Source organism: Lacrimispora sp. (assembly GCF_032078915.1).
GTDB lineage: Bacteria > Bacillota > Clostridia > Lachnospirales > Lachnospiraceae > Lacrimispora.
In genome coordinates this window covers 36,596-52,285 of record NZ_DAMAUN010000040.1, presented here as the reverse complement: position 1 = coordinate 52,285, position 15,690 = coordinate 36,596, and the positions used below count along the sequence as shown (strand labels likewise).

General features: G+C 42.9%; 11 protein-coding genes and 1 tRNA gene. All 12 read left to right on the top strand.

Going from position 1 to position 15,690, the window contains the following annotated elements; all coding sequences use genetic code 11:
• On the top strand, positions 1–468 hold a 468-nt coding region (locus RT269_RS16235; RefSeq protein ID WP_313184093.1), incomplete at its 5' end, for a hypothetical protein.
• A gap of 544 nt (positions 469–1,012) precedes the next feature.
• A complete protein-coding gene (locus RT269_RS16230; protein WP_313184091.1) occupies positions 1,013–2,239 on the top strand; it encodes a response regulator transcription factor in 1,227 nt (408 codons plus the stop codon).
• A 94-nt stretch (positions 2,240–2,333) separates the two neighbouring features.
• Positions 2,334–3,392, top strand: coding sequence for an ABC transporter substrate-binding protein (locus RT269_RS16225; RefSeq protein ID WP_313184089.1), 1,059 nt, complete (start codon positions 2,334–2,336; stop codon positions 3,390–3,392).
• 98 nt (positions 3,393–3,490) lie between these two features.
• A complete protein-coding gene (locus tag RT269_RS16220) occupies positions 3,491–5,020 on the top strand; it encodes a sugar ABC transporter ATP-binding protein (protein WP_313184088.1) in 1,530 nt (509 codons plus the stop codon).
• Complete coding sequence (locus tag RT269_RS16215) at positions 5,017–6,051, top strand: ABC transporter permease (protein WP_313184086.1); 1,035 nt, start codon at positions 5,017–5,019, stop codon at positions 6,049–6,051. Before RT269_RS16220 ends, RT269_RS16215 begins: the two co-directional genes overlap by 4 nt.
• On the top strand, positions 6,051–7,061 hold the full coding sequence (locus RT269_RS16210; protein WP_313184085.1) for an ABC transporter permease subunit: 1,011 nt from the start codon (positions 6,051–6,053) through the stop codon (positions 7,059–7,061). The genes RT269_RS16215 and RT269_RS16210 overlap by 1 nt, the downstream gene beginning before the upstream one ends.
• A gap of 87 nt (positions 7,062–7,148) precedes the next feature.
• Complete coding sequence (locus RT269_RS16205; protein WP_313184083.1) at positions 7,149–8,939, top strand: cache domain-containing sensor histidine kinase; 1,791 nt, start codon at positions 7,149–7,151, stop codon at positions 8,937–8,939.
• Positions 8,920–10,812 carry a substrate-binding domain-containing protein gene (locus tag RT269_RS16200; protein ID WP_313184081.1) on the top strand — a complete coding sequence of 631 codons (1,893 nt, stop codon included), beginning with the start codon at positions 8,920–8,922 and terminating at the stop codon, positions 10,810–10,812. Before RT269_RS16205 ends, RT269_RS16200 begins: the two co-directional genes overlap by 20 nt.
• 169 nt (positions 10,813–10,981) lie before the next feature.
• Positions 10,982–11,065, top strand: a tRNA-Leu gene (locus RT269_RS16195).
• Positions 11,066–11,366: 301 nt separating this feature from the next.
• A complete protein-coding gene (locus RT269_RS16190) occupies positions 11,367–12,197 on the top strand; it encodes a PRD domain-containing protein (protein ID WP_313184080.1) in 831 nt (276 codons plus the stop codon).
• A gap of 90 nt (positions 12,198–12,287) precedes the next feature.
• Complete coding sequence (locus tag RT269_RS16185) at positions 12,288–14,138, top strand: beta-glucoside-specific PTS transporter subunit IIABC (RefSeq protein WP_313184079.1); 1,851 nt, start codon at positions 12,288–12,290, stop codon at positions 14,136–14,138.
• Between the two features lie 59 nt (positions 14,139–14,197).
• Positions 14,198–15,658: a glycoside hydrolase family 1 protein gene (locus tag RT269_RS16180; protein ID WP_313184078.1), complete on the top strand. Its 1,461-nt coding sequence runs from the start codon at positions 14,198–14,200 to the stop codon at positions 15,656–15,658.
• The last annotated feature ends 32 nt before the right edge of the window (positions 15,659–15,690 follow it).

Below are 15,690 nucleotides of genomic sequence, written 5' to 3'. Positions count from 1 at the left end.
GAAACGAAACTGGCGGAGGAAACGAAACTGGCGGAGGAAACGAAACTGGTGGAGGAAGTGAAACCGGCGGAGGAAACGAAACTGGCGGAGGAAGCGAAACCGGCGGAGGAAACGAAACCGGCGGAGGAAGCGAAACCGGAGGCGGAAACGAAACTGGCGGAGGAAACGAAACCGGCGGAGGAAGTGAAACCGGAGGAGGAAACGAAACCGGAGGAGGAAACGAAACTGGCGGAGGAAGCGAAACCGGAGGCGGAAGCGGAACTGGCGGCGGAACTGAAACCGGAGGCGGAAGTAGCGGCGGAAGTGGAAGCGGTGGCAACTCCAGCGGAAGTAGCGGCGGCGGAAGTAGTAGCGGGAGTGGAAGCAGCAGTTCCCGTGGACCTGGAGGAAGCAGTAGCAATACCGGTGGACCTGGTGTTATTTCTGGAAACAGTGTCGACGAAGAGACCATCGAGGAAATTATTGTAGAAGACCAGACAACACCGAAAGGAATCCGTGAAATAAACGAAATAAGCGAAATAAACGAAATAGGTGAAATAGACGGTTTACCGAAAACAGGCGACACCAGTGTATCCTGGAACGTTTATCTATTGTTATCCTTGGCATCGTTCTTCGCATTTGCTTTATGTCAGTTAAGCAGTAAAAAAATAAAATAACATAAAAATGAAAAGGCGGTAAGGGAATGGATAAAAGAGATATTCCTTATCGCCTTTTCCATTTCCCTTGGTCTAAGCAAGGGGCCATTTATAGGAGGCCGTTGGATTATATTATTTTATTCGAGCCGGGGTACTGGTATTAAGACCCCGGTTTTTGGTATTAAAAACCAAAAGAAGAACTAAGGGAAAATGTATGATGATAGGGAAGTCTTCTCTCAATGGAAGGCCAGGAACCCGCATGGAGAACGTCTTTGGTCATGTATACGAACCCCTGACACTCCTTACATACAGAAACCCAGTTACAAAAGAAAAAATGTGCTATAATAGGATTCAAATAAAATTCAGGAGGAGTACCTATGGGGTATAAAGTACTGGTAGCGGATGATGAGTATATCATTCGCCGGGGGATTATCAGTTTTTTGAGACAATACAGTGATTTTGAGCTGGCAGCAGAAGCAGAGGATGGAGTGATGGCGTTAGAACTTGCAAAAGACATTTCACCGGATGTTTATTTTGTTGATATTAACATGCCATTTCTCAATGGGCTTCAATTCATTAAAAGCTTAAAGGAAATAAATCCCAGGGCGGTGGTAGTGATCATCACTGGTTATGACCGGTTTGAATATGCCAGAGAAGCGCTGAAGCTGGGGGTCTTTGAGTATCTTCTCAAACCTCTGATGGAAGGTCCTTTTGATGAGATGGTGCAGCGGGTCCGGGAAAGATTGCAGAGAGAGGCTAGTGAAGATAAATATCTTGATTGGGCGAAGAGCATGCTGGCACAAAACCGCACTTATCTTGCCTCTAACTTTTTACAGAGGGCTTTGGAAGGGCATTATACAAGAGAAGAAATCGGGGAACGTTCCCAGTATTTAAATCTGCTGCTTCCGGAGCCGTTTACAATTACGGTTGTTTCCCTGGAATATCAGAAAATGGAAGACGTAAAAAGCACCTGGAATGAAGATCTGCTGTTTTTTGTAGCTGAGAATATTGCAAATGAAATGTTTCAGGGGCTGGTGAACCCAAACAGCTGCCAGGACAGGCACGGAAATCTGGTGGTGATCTCTAAAACGGTGGCCCCGGAAATTGCAGAGGAGCAATCGGAGACCTATTGTAAAATGCTGGAATCCCGTTTGCCGGTACGCAGTGTAGTAATACAGGTGAACGGAGATGATTACGGAGTCTTAGCTGAAACCTATGAAACGGCTGTCAGCCGGTTGAAGGAGCTGGAAACCGGTTCCTCTGTGATTAAGGATGTGAAGTTCTATATCGAGGACAACTATTCACGGGAGGATTTTTCCTTTCAGGATGCGGCGGGTCATGTGAATCTGTCAGTTCCCCATTTAAGCAGGATGTTCCGCAAAGAGATGGGAGTCACCTTTATCGATTATTTAACCAGTGTCAGGATCCGCAAAGCAATAGAACTTTTACATAACGGCGAATTGAAAATTTACGAAATTGCGGAGCTTACCGGGTATGCAAACCAGCATTATTTCAGCAATGTGTTTAAAAAGAACCTAGGGGTCAGCCCTGCGGAATACCGGAGGCTGATTAAAAAGGATAACCAAGCCTCCGCCATGCAATGATTTTATACCTTTTACTCAAATTATTGCAAAGACTTTCTCTCCTCCTTCCGGCATAATAAACGTATCGTTAAAACCAAAAAGGAGGATCATCAAAATGAAAAAAAGATTTTTAAGCGTGTTGCTGTGCGCTTCCATGGCAGCGGTTTCCTTAGCCGCCTGCAGCAGCGGAGCCAGCAGTTCGACCGCAACCACAGCCGCTCCCCAGACTACGTCTGCACAGGCCGAGACCACAGCAAAAGCAGAAGAGACCACGGCTAAAACTACCGAGGCTTCAGGAGAAAAGCTGGTAGTCGGCTTTGCCCAGATCGGTCAGGAGTCCGGATGGCGTGACGCAGAAACCCTTTCCATTCAGACATACCCGTCTGAGCATGGGGATAAGGTGGAGCTTCTTTTTGCAGATGCGCAGCAGAAGCAGGAGAATCAAATTAAAGCGATCAAGAACTTCATCGAACAGGGCGTAGATGTTATTGGCCTTGCACCTGTCGTAGAAACCGGATGGGATCAGGTATTTGCTGAGGCAAAAGAAGCAGGGATTCCGATTATCCTTCTGGACCGCAGAGCGGACGTCAGTGAAGACTTATATGCAACCTTTATCGGCTCTGACTTCATTGAAGAGGGCAAGATGGCTGCAAAGGAAATGGCTAAGCTGCTCGGGGAAAATGGAAAAATTGTTGAGCTGGAAGGAACGGTAGGCGCTTCCGCAGCAACGGACCGCAAAACCGGATTTGATGATGAAATCAAAGCAAGCTATCCGGGTATTGAGATCGTGGCTTCCCAGACCGGTGATTTCACCAGAGCCCAGGGAAAAGAAGTTATGGAGTCTTTCCTTAAATCCAATAAGGATATCAAGGGTGTTTATGCACACAACGACGATATGGCCCTTGGAGCAATTGAGGCAATCAAAGAGGCAGGATTAAAACCGGGCGAAGACATCAAGATCGTTTCCATCGACGGTGTCCGCGGAATCTTTGAAGCAATGGCAGCCGGGGAGGCAAATTGTACCGTAGAATGTAATCCACTGCTTGGGCCGCTTTTATTTGAAACAGCAGCAAAGCTGAAGGCAGGCCAGTCTGTTGATAAATGGGTGAAATCGGTAGATGGCGTATTTACTGCTGATATGGCAGCTAAGGTACTTCCGGACCGCAAATATTAAACCGCGGGGTTGTTGCAAAAGTATATTACTATTTTTGCAACAACCCTTTTCATATCAGAGGAAATGCCCTCTTAATTGGAAAGCGAGGAGGAAACGCCATGAGTGCTGGGAATCAGCTTTTGACAGTGAGAAATATATCCAAGGCATTTGGGAAAGCGGTTATTGCTTTGGCTGATGTGCAGTTAGATTTGAATCGGGGGGAAATACATGCCTTGTTAGGGGAAAACGGTGCGGGAAAATCAACGCTCATTAAAGTGCTGACCGGAGTGGAAGCAAAGGACCGGGGAGTCATTGAGTTAGACGGAAGACCGATCAATCCGAGATCCACACAGGAAGCGCAGAACGAAGGAATTTCAACGGTATACCAGGAAGTCAATCTTTGCCCCAATCTTTCCGTGGCGGAAAATATTTATATTGGGCGGGAACCGAGAAACCGGTTTGGAACCATTAATTGGAAAAAAATCAATGCCGACGCCAGTGAGCTGCTGGATAAATTTGATTTACATATAAATGTTACGAAGAATCTGGATCATTACTCTGTGGCGATCCAGCAGATGGTGGCCATTGCAAGGGCCAGCGATATTGAAGCCAAGGTTCTGATTTTAGATGAACCCACCAGCAGTCTTTCCTCTGCTGAGGTAGATAAGCTGTTTCAAATTATGAGAAAGCTACGAGAAGAGGGAATGGGAATTGTCTTTGTTACACATTTTCTGGATCAGGTTTATGAAGTCACTGACAGAATCACCGTACTTCGGAACGGAAAATATGTAGGAACCTACCTGACGAAAGAGCTGCCAAGAGTAGAACTGGTGGGAAAAATGATAGGCAAGGACTATGCAGGGCTTAAGGATGCCATGAATGCAAAACGGCCGGAGGAAGCAGGGGGACAGGAAAATGAAACTTTTATTGAGCTGGTCAATGTCAGCAGTCCCGGAACGGTTAAGGGGTTTGATCTTAAAGTAAAAATGGGAGAAGTTCTGGGATTTTCCGGGCTCTTAGGTTCCGGGCGTTCGGAATCGGCCAAAGTTTTATTCGGAATAGATCCCATCAGCGAAGGAGAAGTAAAGGTGAAAAATGAAATGGTTCACCTCCATTCTCCCTTGGACGCGATCCGAAACGGAATCGCTTTTTGCCCGGAAAACCGGAAGACAGAGGGAATTATCGGAGAGCTTTCCATCTGGGAAAATATCATACTTGCCCTTCAGGTGAAACGGGGGATCTTCCATAAGATTTCAAGGAAAGAAGCGGAGGAGCTTTCGAAGGAGTATATTGAAAAGCTTCAGATCAAAACACCGGGCACAGAGCAGTTAATTAAGAATTTGAGCGGCGGAAACCAGCAGAAGGTAATTCTTGCCAGATGGCTTGCCACGGATCCGGAGTTTCTGATGCTTGATGAACCAACCAGGGGAATTGATATCGGAACAAAGGCGGAGATACAGAAAATTGTCATGGATCTTGCAGGAAGAGGGATGGCGGTACTCTTCATATCATCGGAGATTGATGAGATGCTCCGCTGCTGCACCAGGATGATCGTGCTCCGGGATATGAAGCAGGTAGGAGAGCTAAACGGAAAAGAAATATCGGAAGAAGCAATTATGCATATTATGGCTGGAGGTGAAGCGTCATGAGAGAAATCTGGAATCGTTTGACAGGAAAACAGTATTTCCGCCCCCTCATCATTTTTATGATAATTCTGCTCTTTAACGGTATTGTCAGCAAGGGAGAATTTTTCACACTTTCCATCGTGGATGGGCACTTATACGGACGTATTATTGACATTGTAAGAAATGGAAGCAAGCTCATGATACTGGCTGGCGGCATGACCATGATACTGGCAACAGGCGGAACCGATATTTCCGTAGGCTCTATCATGGCGATCAGCGGAGCTATTGCCTGCAGCATTGTAAATGGGAATATTTTTCCGTCGTTCCATGGGAATGTTGCCGCGGCGATTATTCTCGCGATCCTTGCAGGAACGCTCAGCGGCATCTGGAATGGCTTTTTAGTGGCTAAAATAAAGATTCAGCCAATTGTAGCCACCATGATTTTAATGGTGGCGGGCAGGGGAATCGCACAGTTGATTACCAGGGGAAAGATCGTTACGATTACTTCGGATGCCTATTATTTTATCAACGGAGGTTATATTCTCGGTATTCCCTTCCCCTTGTTTATTGTGCTTTTTCTGGTGGGTTTTTTAGTTCTATTTACAGGAAGAACAGCCTTTGGCCTGTTTTTGGAATCTGTGGGCTGCAATCCGACTGCCTCAAAGTACGTGGGCATTAAGGTTGACCGTATGCTGCTGGCGATCTATACACTTTCCGGAGCCTTTGCTGCGGTGGCCGGTTTGATTGAAAGCGCTGGGATTAAAGGTGCGGACTGCAACAATGCGGGATTGGGCATAGAAATGGATGCCATTCTTGCCGTAGCAATTGGAGGAACCAACTTAATGGGCGGGCGTTTTTCCATTCCAGCCAGCGTCATAGGAGCATTGATCGTACAGAGCATCACAACAACAGTACTGGCCCTGGGTGTACCGGCGGCCTATATCCGTGTGTTAAAGGCTTTGTTGATTATTATCATCTGTCTGTCGCAGTCAAAACAGTTTAAGGATCTGGTCATCAAGCGTAAAATGATAAACAGAAAGGTGGTTGGTAACTGATGGAGCAGACGGGGAAAAGAAAAAGGGTTCAGATCAATAATATTTCACTGGTTATCACCGTAGTGCTGTTTGTCCTGATGTTTCTGTTTGGTTCTGTAAAGTACAATAACTTTTTATCATTATCAACCTTTTTAAACCTCTTTAATGACAACGCATACTTAATGATAGCGGCTATCGGAGCTACCTTTGTGCTAATAAGCGGAGGGATCGATATCTCCATCGCCTCTACCATAGCATTTACCGGCGTAGGATCCGCTTACCTCCTGGAGCGTGGAGTTGCGGCATTTCTGGTAATCCTTCTAATGCTTCTTGCAGGAATCATCGTAGGCTGTACCCAGGGGGCCCTGATTCATTATTTTAAACTTCAGCCGTTTATTGTGACTTTGGCAGGCCAGTTTTTAATGCGGGGGCTTTGCGTTGTAATCAGTGAACGCTCCATTCCCATCAGTGATCCGTTTTTTAAGACCATGGCTCTTGGAAAGGTGGCAGTTCACTTAGGAGAAGCGAAAGCATGGAACGGGAAAATTTATTACTATGTATTTATCCTTTTGATCGTTTTTGCGGCTGCGGTCTATACCCTGAGATATACAAAGTTTGGCAGGTGCTTATACGCACTGGGAGGCGGTGAAACGTCCGCAAGCCTCATGGGATTAAATGTTGCAAGAACAAAAATCGCGGCATACGGAATCAGCAGCTTTTGCGCCGCTCTCGGAGGAATCGTATTCAGTTTTTATACTCTGGCCGGATTCGGGCTCCAAAATCTGGGGCTGGAGCTGGATGCACTTTCATCCGCTGTTATCGGCGGCACCCTGCTGACCGGAGGTGTAGGCACTGTGGCAGGTACGGTAGTCGGAGTCATGATAGAGGGAATTATCCAGACAATCGTTACCTATCAGAATTTAAATACCTGGTGGACGAAAGTTACCATTGCGGCGCTTCTTTGTTTCTTTATCGTAATACAGAGAATCATTGCGATCCGCGCAGAAAAATCAAAGGGGAAGAACGAATAAATAAAGCATAATGCAGTTGTAAGAGTCTGTTAACTTCGGTATACTGGATGAGGCAGGGAATATGAAATGAAAATAGGAGTGAGAGCAATGAAATATTGGAAGAAAAGATTCATGGATATGAAAATTCGTGATAAAATGATCAATTCTCATATTTTTATTGCGCTCATTCCTTTTTGCTTTGTCGGGTTATTGGGGATTATCAGCTCAACCAGAGAGGCGGAGCGCAATGTGACCCAGCATACATCTCTGCTGGTAGGGCAGGTGCAGCATACAACGGATATCTATATTAGCAGCATTGAAAAAACTGCGAATATGCTGATCCGGATTATTGAACCAATGCATTTAAATAAGATCCCCTCCGCTGAGGATGACCGCTGGAAAGAGTATGAAGCAGCGCTGAAAAACAGCTTTGAGGTGGTTGCGGAAACTCATGATGAAATTGCGGGCATCTTTTTTGCTACGGAGCATGATATGTATGTGGGAACCGGGATGTCCAGAATCTCCCGGGACCCGTTTATTAAGGAAGTCTGGTATGAAAAAGCAGCGGCATCTCCAGGTGAAATGCAGATCATCAGCAATGTTACCGGAAGAAATATCGTAACGGAGGCCGCCTATAGCATTGATGATGTATTTTCAGTAATGAAAGCTGTGACTGACCCGGAGACAGGGGAGAGAGTGGGCGTATTGCTGTTTGATGTAAAGCATGAAATCATTTCCTCCGCGATTCAGGATGCGAACATCGGTGAAAATGGATTTGTATTCGTCCTGGATGAGCAGAATCATTTAGTATATGCGCCAACCAATAAAATCGTCTATCGCATCCGCCCGGAATGGCTATGGAATGAAAAAGAGCCAGTGACCGCTGTTACCAATGGGGAAAAGTATCAGATCAGCTATCAGAAATCCGCCTATACCGGCTGGAAAACTGTCAGTGTCTCATCCTACCGTGAAATCATGGGCGGAATCAATACCATGCTGATCATGTTTGGCTGGGTTTTGGTTTTAACAATTCTCACGGTATTTATTGTGGCGGTAAAAATTTCAGAGACGGTCACAAAACCCATTGTCAGGCTCCGCAACTTAATGAAGGAAACGGAAAAAGGCAACTTATCCGTTCGGTTCGAAGGCAATTATCTGGATGAGGTCAGTGAGCTTGGACGGCGGTTCAATCAGATGCTTGAGCGAATACAAGAATTGATGGAGGAGGTTTATAAAGAACAGGAAAACAAGCGGAAAGCACAGCTTAAGGCAGTTCAGGAACAGTTTAAACCGCATTTCTTATACAATACTCTGGACACCATAGGCTGGATGGCCAGAGAGCATTCCGCTTATGACATTGTTCATCTTGTGGATGCTCTTACCAATGTTTTTCGAATCAGCTTAAGCAAGGGCAAAGACTATATTACCATTGAAGAAGAGATCCGTTATATTTCCAATTATCTCTTCATACAGAAAATCCGTTACGGGCCTAAGGTACAGTATGAAATTCAGGCAGAAGAAGACTGCATGAAGGTCGTACTTCCCAAAATGATCCTTCAGCCGCTGGTGGAAAACTCCATTTACCATGGGGTAAAGATGAAGAACGGAGACGGGCATTTAAAGATCACTGGCCGGGTGGAAGATGATTGGGTGAGCCTGGAAGTCTGGGATGACGGAAAGGGTATGGAAGAAGAAAAGGTTTGGGAACTATCCAGATTGTTAAATGAACCGGGAGAAGCAGGCAGAAACAGAAGCTTTGGTTTGTTTTATATTAAGGAGCGGCTGCGAATCCGTTACGGTGAGCAGTTTAAAGTATTGGTGGAAAGCAAAGAGGGGCAGGGGACGCGTATTGTTATACGAATTCCGAAAGAAGTTCAGAATGATCTTGAAAAAGGATAAAATGGAGAAAAGAACGAAATTGCTAATGGTGTTACTGATATCGGTATTTGTCTTTTTGGGGTACCGTATATATAACGGGGCGATTACTCAAACGGTTTATAAAAGCGATGTGGAGTACGTGATCGGCGTTTCTCAGGCAAACATGCGGGAAGCATGGCGGGTTGCCCTGATTAATGAGATCCAGGAGGAAGCGGGAAAGTATCCCAATATCAGGATCGTTACGGCAGACGCCACCTCCAGCGTAGAGAAGCAGGAAAAGGATGTTGACAGGCTTCTGGATTATGGCATTGACCTATTGATCATTTCTCCCTGTGATTCCAGCCGTCTCACAAAGAAAGTCAGAGATGTATATCAGGAGGGGGTTCCTGTGATTGTCATGGACCGAAGCGTGGAAGGCTTTGATTATAATCTGTTTATCGGTCCGGACAATAATTTGATCGGGAAACAGGGCGGAGAATGTGCGGCCCAGCTGCTTGGAAACGGGAAGGGAAAGATCCTCGAGCTTCGTGCAACGGCCGGTTCCCTTCAGAGCGAGGAGCGAAGCGATGGGTTTGATTCTGTGATCAGGGATTATCCTGATATAGAAAAGACTGTCTGTGATTTAAAAAACGATATGAAGGATCCGGCCTATGATGCGGTTTTTGCCATGCAGGAGGAACTAAAAGGTGTTTCTCTGATATTTGCCAACAATGATTCAGTAGCCTTTGGGGCATACGAGGCATTAAAAGACAGGAACCTTACTGAGAAGATAAAAGTCATCGGATGTGACGGCTTTACCGGAGAAAACGAAGGGGTAGACTTAGTGAGAAAAGGAAAGCTTGCGGCAACGATTTCCTGCCCTACAGGAGGGAAAGAGGCAGTGCAATATGCCATTAATATTCTTCGGAAGGAGAGCGGTGTTCCCAAGCAGGTTATTTTAAGAAGTCATACGATCTATCCTAAAAATGCTGGTGAGTATCTGGCTGCTCTTGACAGAGAAAGTATCGACGATGGCAGAAGAATTACCGTAGGATATTCCCAGGTGGGGCAGGAGAGCCAGTGGAGGCTTGCCAACACCCGCTCGATTCAGGAAGCAGCCAGGGAGTTTAATATGGAACTTCTCTTTGACAGCGCAGACCAGTCTCAAAAAAAGCAGATTGAAGCGATCCGGAGGTTCATTAAGGAGAAGGTAGACGTGATCGTGGTTTCCCCTGTGATCGAGACCGGATGGGATGAGGTCCTGAAAGAAGCAAAGGAAGCCAACATTCCTGTAGTGATGTCCGACCGAAGAATCGAGGCGGGAGATGATTTAACGACCACGTATATTGGCGCTGATTTTTTAGAGGAGGGGCGAAGAGCCATGCGCTGGCTAAAGGAACATGTAAAACCGGAGCATGGGATTGTTCATATTTTAGAGCTTCAGGGAAGTGAAGGTGCGACACCTACGGAAGAGAGAAAGAAAGGTTTTTTTGAAATATTAGAGGAGAATCCCCAGTACCAGATCGTATATACAGATTATGGTGATTTTACTTTCGAGGGAGGAAAACAGGTTGTCGAGGAATACATAAACAGTCACACCTGGGATGTGGATATTATCTATTCCCACAACGACGATATGGCCCTAGGAGCGATTAAAGCATTGGAGGCACATGGATTGAAGCCGGGGAAGGATATAACGATTGTTTCCGTGGATGCGACGAAAGAAGCGTTTCAGGCAATGATAGACGGCAAGCTGAACTGTGCCGTGGAATGCAGTCCGCTTTTAGGTCCTCCGCTTATGAAAGCGATCCGGGATATGATTGCGGGGAAGGAAATGCCTCTTCGGATTATAACAGAAGAAAAGGTGTACGATCAGTCGGATGCGGAAACAGTTATCAAAACCAGAGAATATTAAGGTCCGCCATTTTTATTGAAATATTAAAGAGATGTTATCTGCATCGGATTAAATGATGGCAGCGTTCACCAGTACAATTCAAAAAATAAATAAAAAAGTACTTGATTATTTGCAAAAAGTATAGTATTATAATTGTACGAATTGAATTACCAATTCGAACAATTAAAGAGCAGAAGTGGCGGAATTGGCAGACGCGCACGGTTCAGGTCCGTGTGGTAGCAATACCTTGAGGGTTCAAGTCCCTTCTTCTGCATAGCTATACTTAATGTCCTGTGGAGAACACCACAGGACATTTTTGCATAATCCGGTTAAAAGCCGAAGAATCGTTTTGCACTAAGTGGAATAGAGTTTCCCAATAATTGTAATTTAAATTATTAATTTTGGGTTGACAACAATTTTAAAATAAGCTATATTTTTATTATAATTTAGGGTGTTACCAATCGGGCATTACCAGACAATTATTCTTTTAAGGATATTGTCTGTTTTTTGTTTTAAGAGGATTTATATTATGTTCCTTAATTTTTAGATGTAAAAGTGAAAGGGGTGAGATTGGATTGAAAATTTTACTGCCATATAATAATAATATAATTCTTGCTGAAGACAAAGGACAGGAAATCGTTCTTATTGGAACCGGTATTGGTTTTGGAAAAAAAGCTGGTCAGGAGGTGGATATATCAAAGATTGATAAAAAGTACATTTTAAACGCGGATAAAAAAGAACTGATAAATCTGGAAGTACTGGACGGCATTGATGAGAAATTGATTATTGAAGTCCAGAGAATAATGGAATCCATTGAGAAATCATCATGCTTTCAATTAAGCATAGGAGGCCTGGTCTCATTATTGGATCATCTGGATGCTGCAATTAAAAATCAAGGCAAGGAAGAGGAACATCCTCTCAGATGGATTGTTAAAAGAATTTATCCTAATGATTACGAATTGGCAAGAAAAGTTGTCCAATCTTTGAATGATAGATTCGAGATTCATCTTAATGATTTTGAAATTACCGCCGTTGCACTTCATTTTATTAATAATGGTTTCAATCAATTACTGAATGAGACTATGAACACAACGGAGGTGATCAATAAATCCATAAATATCATCGAATATTCTGGTGCGTTTGTTCTGGATAAGAAATCAATAAATTATTCTCGTTTCGTCACCCATTTACGTTTTTTAATGAAACGTCTGGAACTTAACGAAGATATTAGCAATGAAGATGATAATCTTTACAACGCAATTTATGATTGTTCAAACAGCATCATTCATGAAACAACCGATAAGATTATTGAATATCTGCAATACCAGTTTGAAAAGAAAATTGGTAAATCGGAAAGAACTTTTTTAATGATTTATTTGAACAAGCTTTTAATTGAAAATAAATAATAGGGAGTCACTTTGAGTAGGCTATACCTGTAAAAGAGCAATTTCATTTGCTTCTTTTTCAGGTGTTTTTTATTTTAGGAGGTAGCAGAGATGGATTATGATAATTTATCGAAAACTATATTAAAAAATGTGGGTGGAGAAGAGAATATTCTGGATGTATATCATTGCATTACCCGGCTCAGATTTCATTTAAAAGATTCTTCAAAGGTAAATGAAAAAGAAATAATAGATTCTGAAGGAATTGCCGGAGCTCAGTTTAAAGGAAGGGAATTTCAAGTCATCATTGGAAATCATGTGAAAAATGTATATGAAAATCTTGTTTCTCATATGAATGGTTCCGGAAAACAAGACGGAGAAGTAAGTGCAGAAAAAACAAATATCATGACAAAGTTAATGGATACATTAGCCGGAGTATTCGTACCGGTTTTGCCGGCAATTACAGCAGCAGGTATGGTAAAGAGTGTTTTAGCATTGTTATTGGCTTTCAGGGCAGTTTCAGCAGAGAGTGATATTTACCAATTGTTCAATATATTATCCGATGCCGCTTTTCACTTCCTTCCATTCTTACTTGCCGTAACATCGGCACGAAAGTTTAAAACCAATGAATTTTTGGCGCTGACAGTAGCCGGTTCATTGATGTATCCAACAATTATAACAGGGGCAGCAAATGGTGGTGTCTTACATGTATTCGGTATAACAATCCCATTCATTAATTATTCTGCTTCTATTATTCCGATTGTGCTGAGCGTATGGCTATTAAGCAAGGTATATCGATTTATTGACAAAAGAACACCGGAAACAGTACGGCTTTTAATAGCGCCAATGCTTTCACTGTTTATTATTGTGCCAATTTCACTTGGATTAGTGGCTCCGCTGGGGAATTATGCAGGTTATTATTTAGCCAGCTTCCTTACATGGATTTTTGCAGTATCCGGTCCGGTTGCGGGACTCATTTTAGGGGCAATAATTCCACTGATCGTTATGACGGGCATGCACTATGTGGTGAATCCAATTGTGCTGCAAAATTTAAATCAATTAGGTTATGATTTTATCGCCCCATTATTCTTTTTATGCAATATAGCACAGGCAGGGGCAACGTTGGCTGTATTTACAAAAGCAAAAGACAAGAAGCTTAGATCACTGGCTTTATCTACTGGTATTTCCGCTATGTTTGGCATTACGGAACCTGCAATGTATGGCGTTAATATTCATGAGAAAAAACCGTTTTATGCGTCTTTGATCGCTGGCGGCATCGGAGGTTTTGTGGCAACGATGTTTGGTGTTAAAGTCTATGCTTTTGTCATGCCGGGAATTACCGGGATCCCCGCTTACATTACCCAGGGCGGTGATAATACAAACATAGCCGTGATTATTCTCAGCCTGTTAATTACATTTGCTTCATCTTTTGGATTAACCTTGATTTTATGGAAAGATAAGAAAATAAATATAAAAGAAGAGCCGCAAATAGTTCCGGAAGAAACATTGAATGAAGAATTTGTTCGAAGCCCTATTGAAGGGGAAATAGTATCGCTTACAGATGTTCCGGATACAATTTTCTCCAAGCAGATTGTTGGACTCGGGGTAGCATTCATACCGGAAAGCCGTGAAATCCGCGCACCATTTGAAGGACAAGTAACAATGATATCGGAAAGCAAACATGCAATCAGTTTAAAATCCAAAGGCGGAATCGAATTGTTAATTCACGTCGGCATTGATTCGGCAAAACTTGGTGGTGTGGGCTTTGAGGTAACAGTAAAAGCAGGAGATAATATAAGAGTGGGTGATAAATTGATGGAAGTAAATTTAGACTATCTGAAAGAGAAAGGGGTAGACATTATAACTCCTGTAATTGTAACAAACGCCTCCGTATTTAATAGAATTGAACTGCTTGGAGTAGGAAGTAAAGGAAGTTGGGAAACGAATATTATTGCAGTATTATAATTTTATAAGAAAGGAGTGTATTGATGTATTTGAATCTAAATACATAATACAAATAAAAAATGATAACAGGATTTCCAAATGATTTTTTATGGGGAGCAGCAACTGCAGCAAATCAGGTGGAAGGAGGATATAATGAGGGCGGAAAAGGACTTTCATCATTTGATGTTGTTCCTTATTACGAGCCTGAGAATAGAAAAAACTTAAAAGTTCTTACCTCTGATCTGACGGTAGAGGATTTTAGAAAAAATAAGATTGGAGGAGCGAAAGGAAATTTTCCCAAAAGACGAGGTTCCGATTTCTATCATCAATATAAAGAAGATATTAAATTGTTTGGCGAACTGGGACTGAAAGTCTATCGCTTATCCATTTCATGGGCACGGATTTTTCCTGATGGCCTGTCCGCTGAACCAAACAAAGAAGGCTTGGAGTTCTATAAAAATGTATTTTCTGAGTGTAAGAAATATGGAATGGAACCTCTTGTAACGATGTCTCATTATGAAATACCGGTAGATATTGTTGATCAATTAAATGGTTGGGAAAGCAAAGAAACGATTTATCATTTTGTCAGGTACGCAAATGTAATTTTAAATGAATTCAAAAACGATGTAACATATTGGATTATTTTTAATGAATTAAACATGACGGTTTTCAGTCCCTATACAGGCGCAGGAATTTTACAGGAAAGGATTGTTTCCAAAAATATTGAAACTGCAAAATATAAAGCGATCCATCATCAATTTTTGGCAGCTGCAAATGTAACAAGTATTGCCAGATCGATCAGCCCTAAGTTTAAAATTGGCTGCATGATCGCTCGCCTGGAAAATTATGCCGCTACTTGCAGACCGGAAGACCAGTTCTCGGCATTGTTGGATGACCAGTTAAACTGCTTTTTCTTAGATGTATCTGTCCGTGGGAAATATCCCGGATATATGACGAGGTTTTTTGCCGAACATGACATTGAATTTGAGATTACGGAAGAAGAAAAAAGATTACTTGCATCAAATACATCAGATTTTATTTCTTTTAGCTTTTACAATACTTATGTTGCTAAGTACGATGATACAGGAACCCGTGTATCCGGAAACCTGGTTGATAGCGAACCCAATCCGTATGTAAAGACAACAGAATGGAACTGGCCCATCGATCCCCTTGGATTTCGAATTACACTGAATCGACTGTATGATAAATATCAAGTACCACTTTTTGTAGCGGAAAATGGACTTGGTGCAAATGATAAATTGGAAGAGTCTGGGTCTGTGCACGATACCTATCGTATAGAGTATCTGCGTGAGCATATTGCTGCGATGAAAGAAGCGGTAAAAGACGGTGTGGAAATATTCGGGTATACCGTTTGGACAGCAATTGATTTAGTAAGCTGTGGAACCAATGAAATGAGTAAACGTTATGGATTTATTTATGTTGATGCGGATAATTACGGAAATGGCAGTTATAATCGTTTCAAGAAAGACTCTTTTGCCTGGTATCAAAAAGTTATTAAATCCAACGGAGAAATATTATAAGATTCAAGTCAATCGGATATTCGCGATCCGCT

Bases quoted from the DNA above. Each gene is read 5' to 3' on its own strand.
- RT269_RS16230 (WP_313184091.1), top strand. From the start codon at position 1,013: ATGGGGTATAAAGTACTGGTAGCGGATGATGAGTATATCATTCGCCGG.
- RT269_RS16225 (WP_313184089.1), top strand. From the start codon at position 2,334: ATGAAAAAAAGATTTTTAAGCGTGTTGCTGTGCGCTTCCATGGCAGCG.
- RT269_RS16220 (WP_313184088.1), top strand. From the start codon at position 3,491: ATGAGTGCTGGGAATCAGCTTTTGACAGTGAGAAATATATCCAAGGCA.
- RT269_RS16215 (WP_313184086.1), top strand. From the start codon at position 5,017: ATGAGAGAAATCTGGAATCGTTTGACAGGAAAACAGTATTTCCGCCCC.
- RT269_RS16210 (WP_313184085.1), top strand. From the start codon at position 6,051: ATGGAGCAGACGGGGAAAAGAAAAAGGGTTCAGATCAATAATATTTCA.
- RT269_RS16205 (WP_313184083.1), top strand. From the start codon at position 7,149: ATGAAATATTGGAAGAAAAGATTCATGGATATGAAAATTCGTGATAAA.
- RT269_RS16200 (WP_313184081.1), top strand. From the start codon at position 8,920: ATGATCTTGAAAAAGGATAAAATGGAGAAAAGAACGAAATTGCTAATG.
- RT269_RS16185 (WP_313184079.1), top strand. From the start codon at position 12,288: ATGGATTATGATAATTTATCGAAAACTATATTAAAAAATGTGGGTGGA.
- RT269_RS16180 (WP_313184078.1), top strand. From the start codon at position 14,198: ATGATAACAGGATTTCCAAATGATTTTTTATGGGGAGCAGCAACTGCA.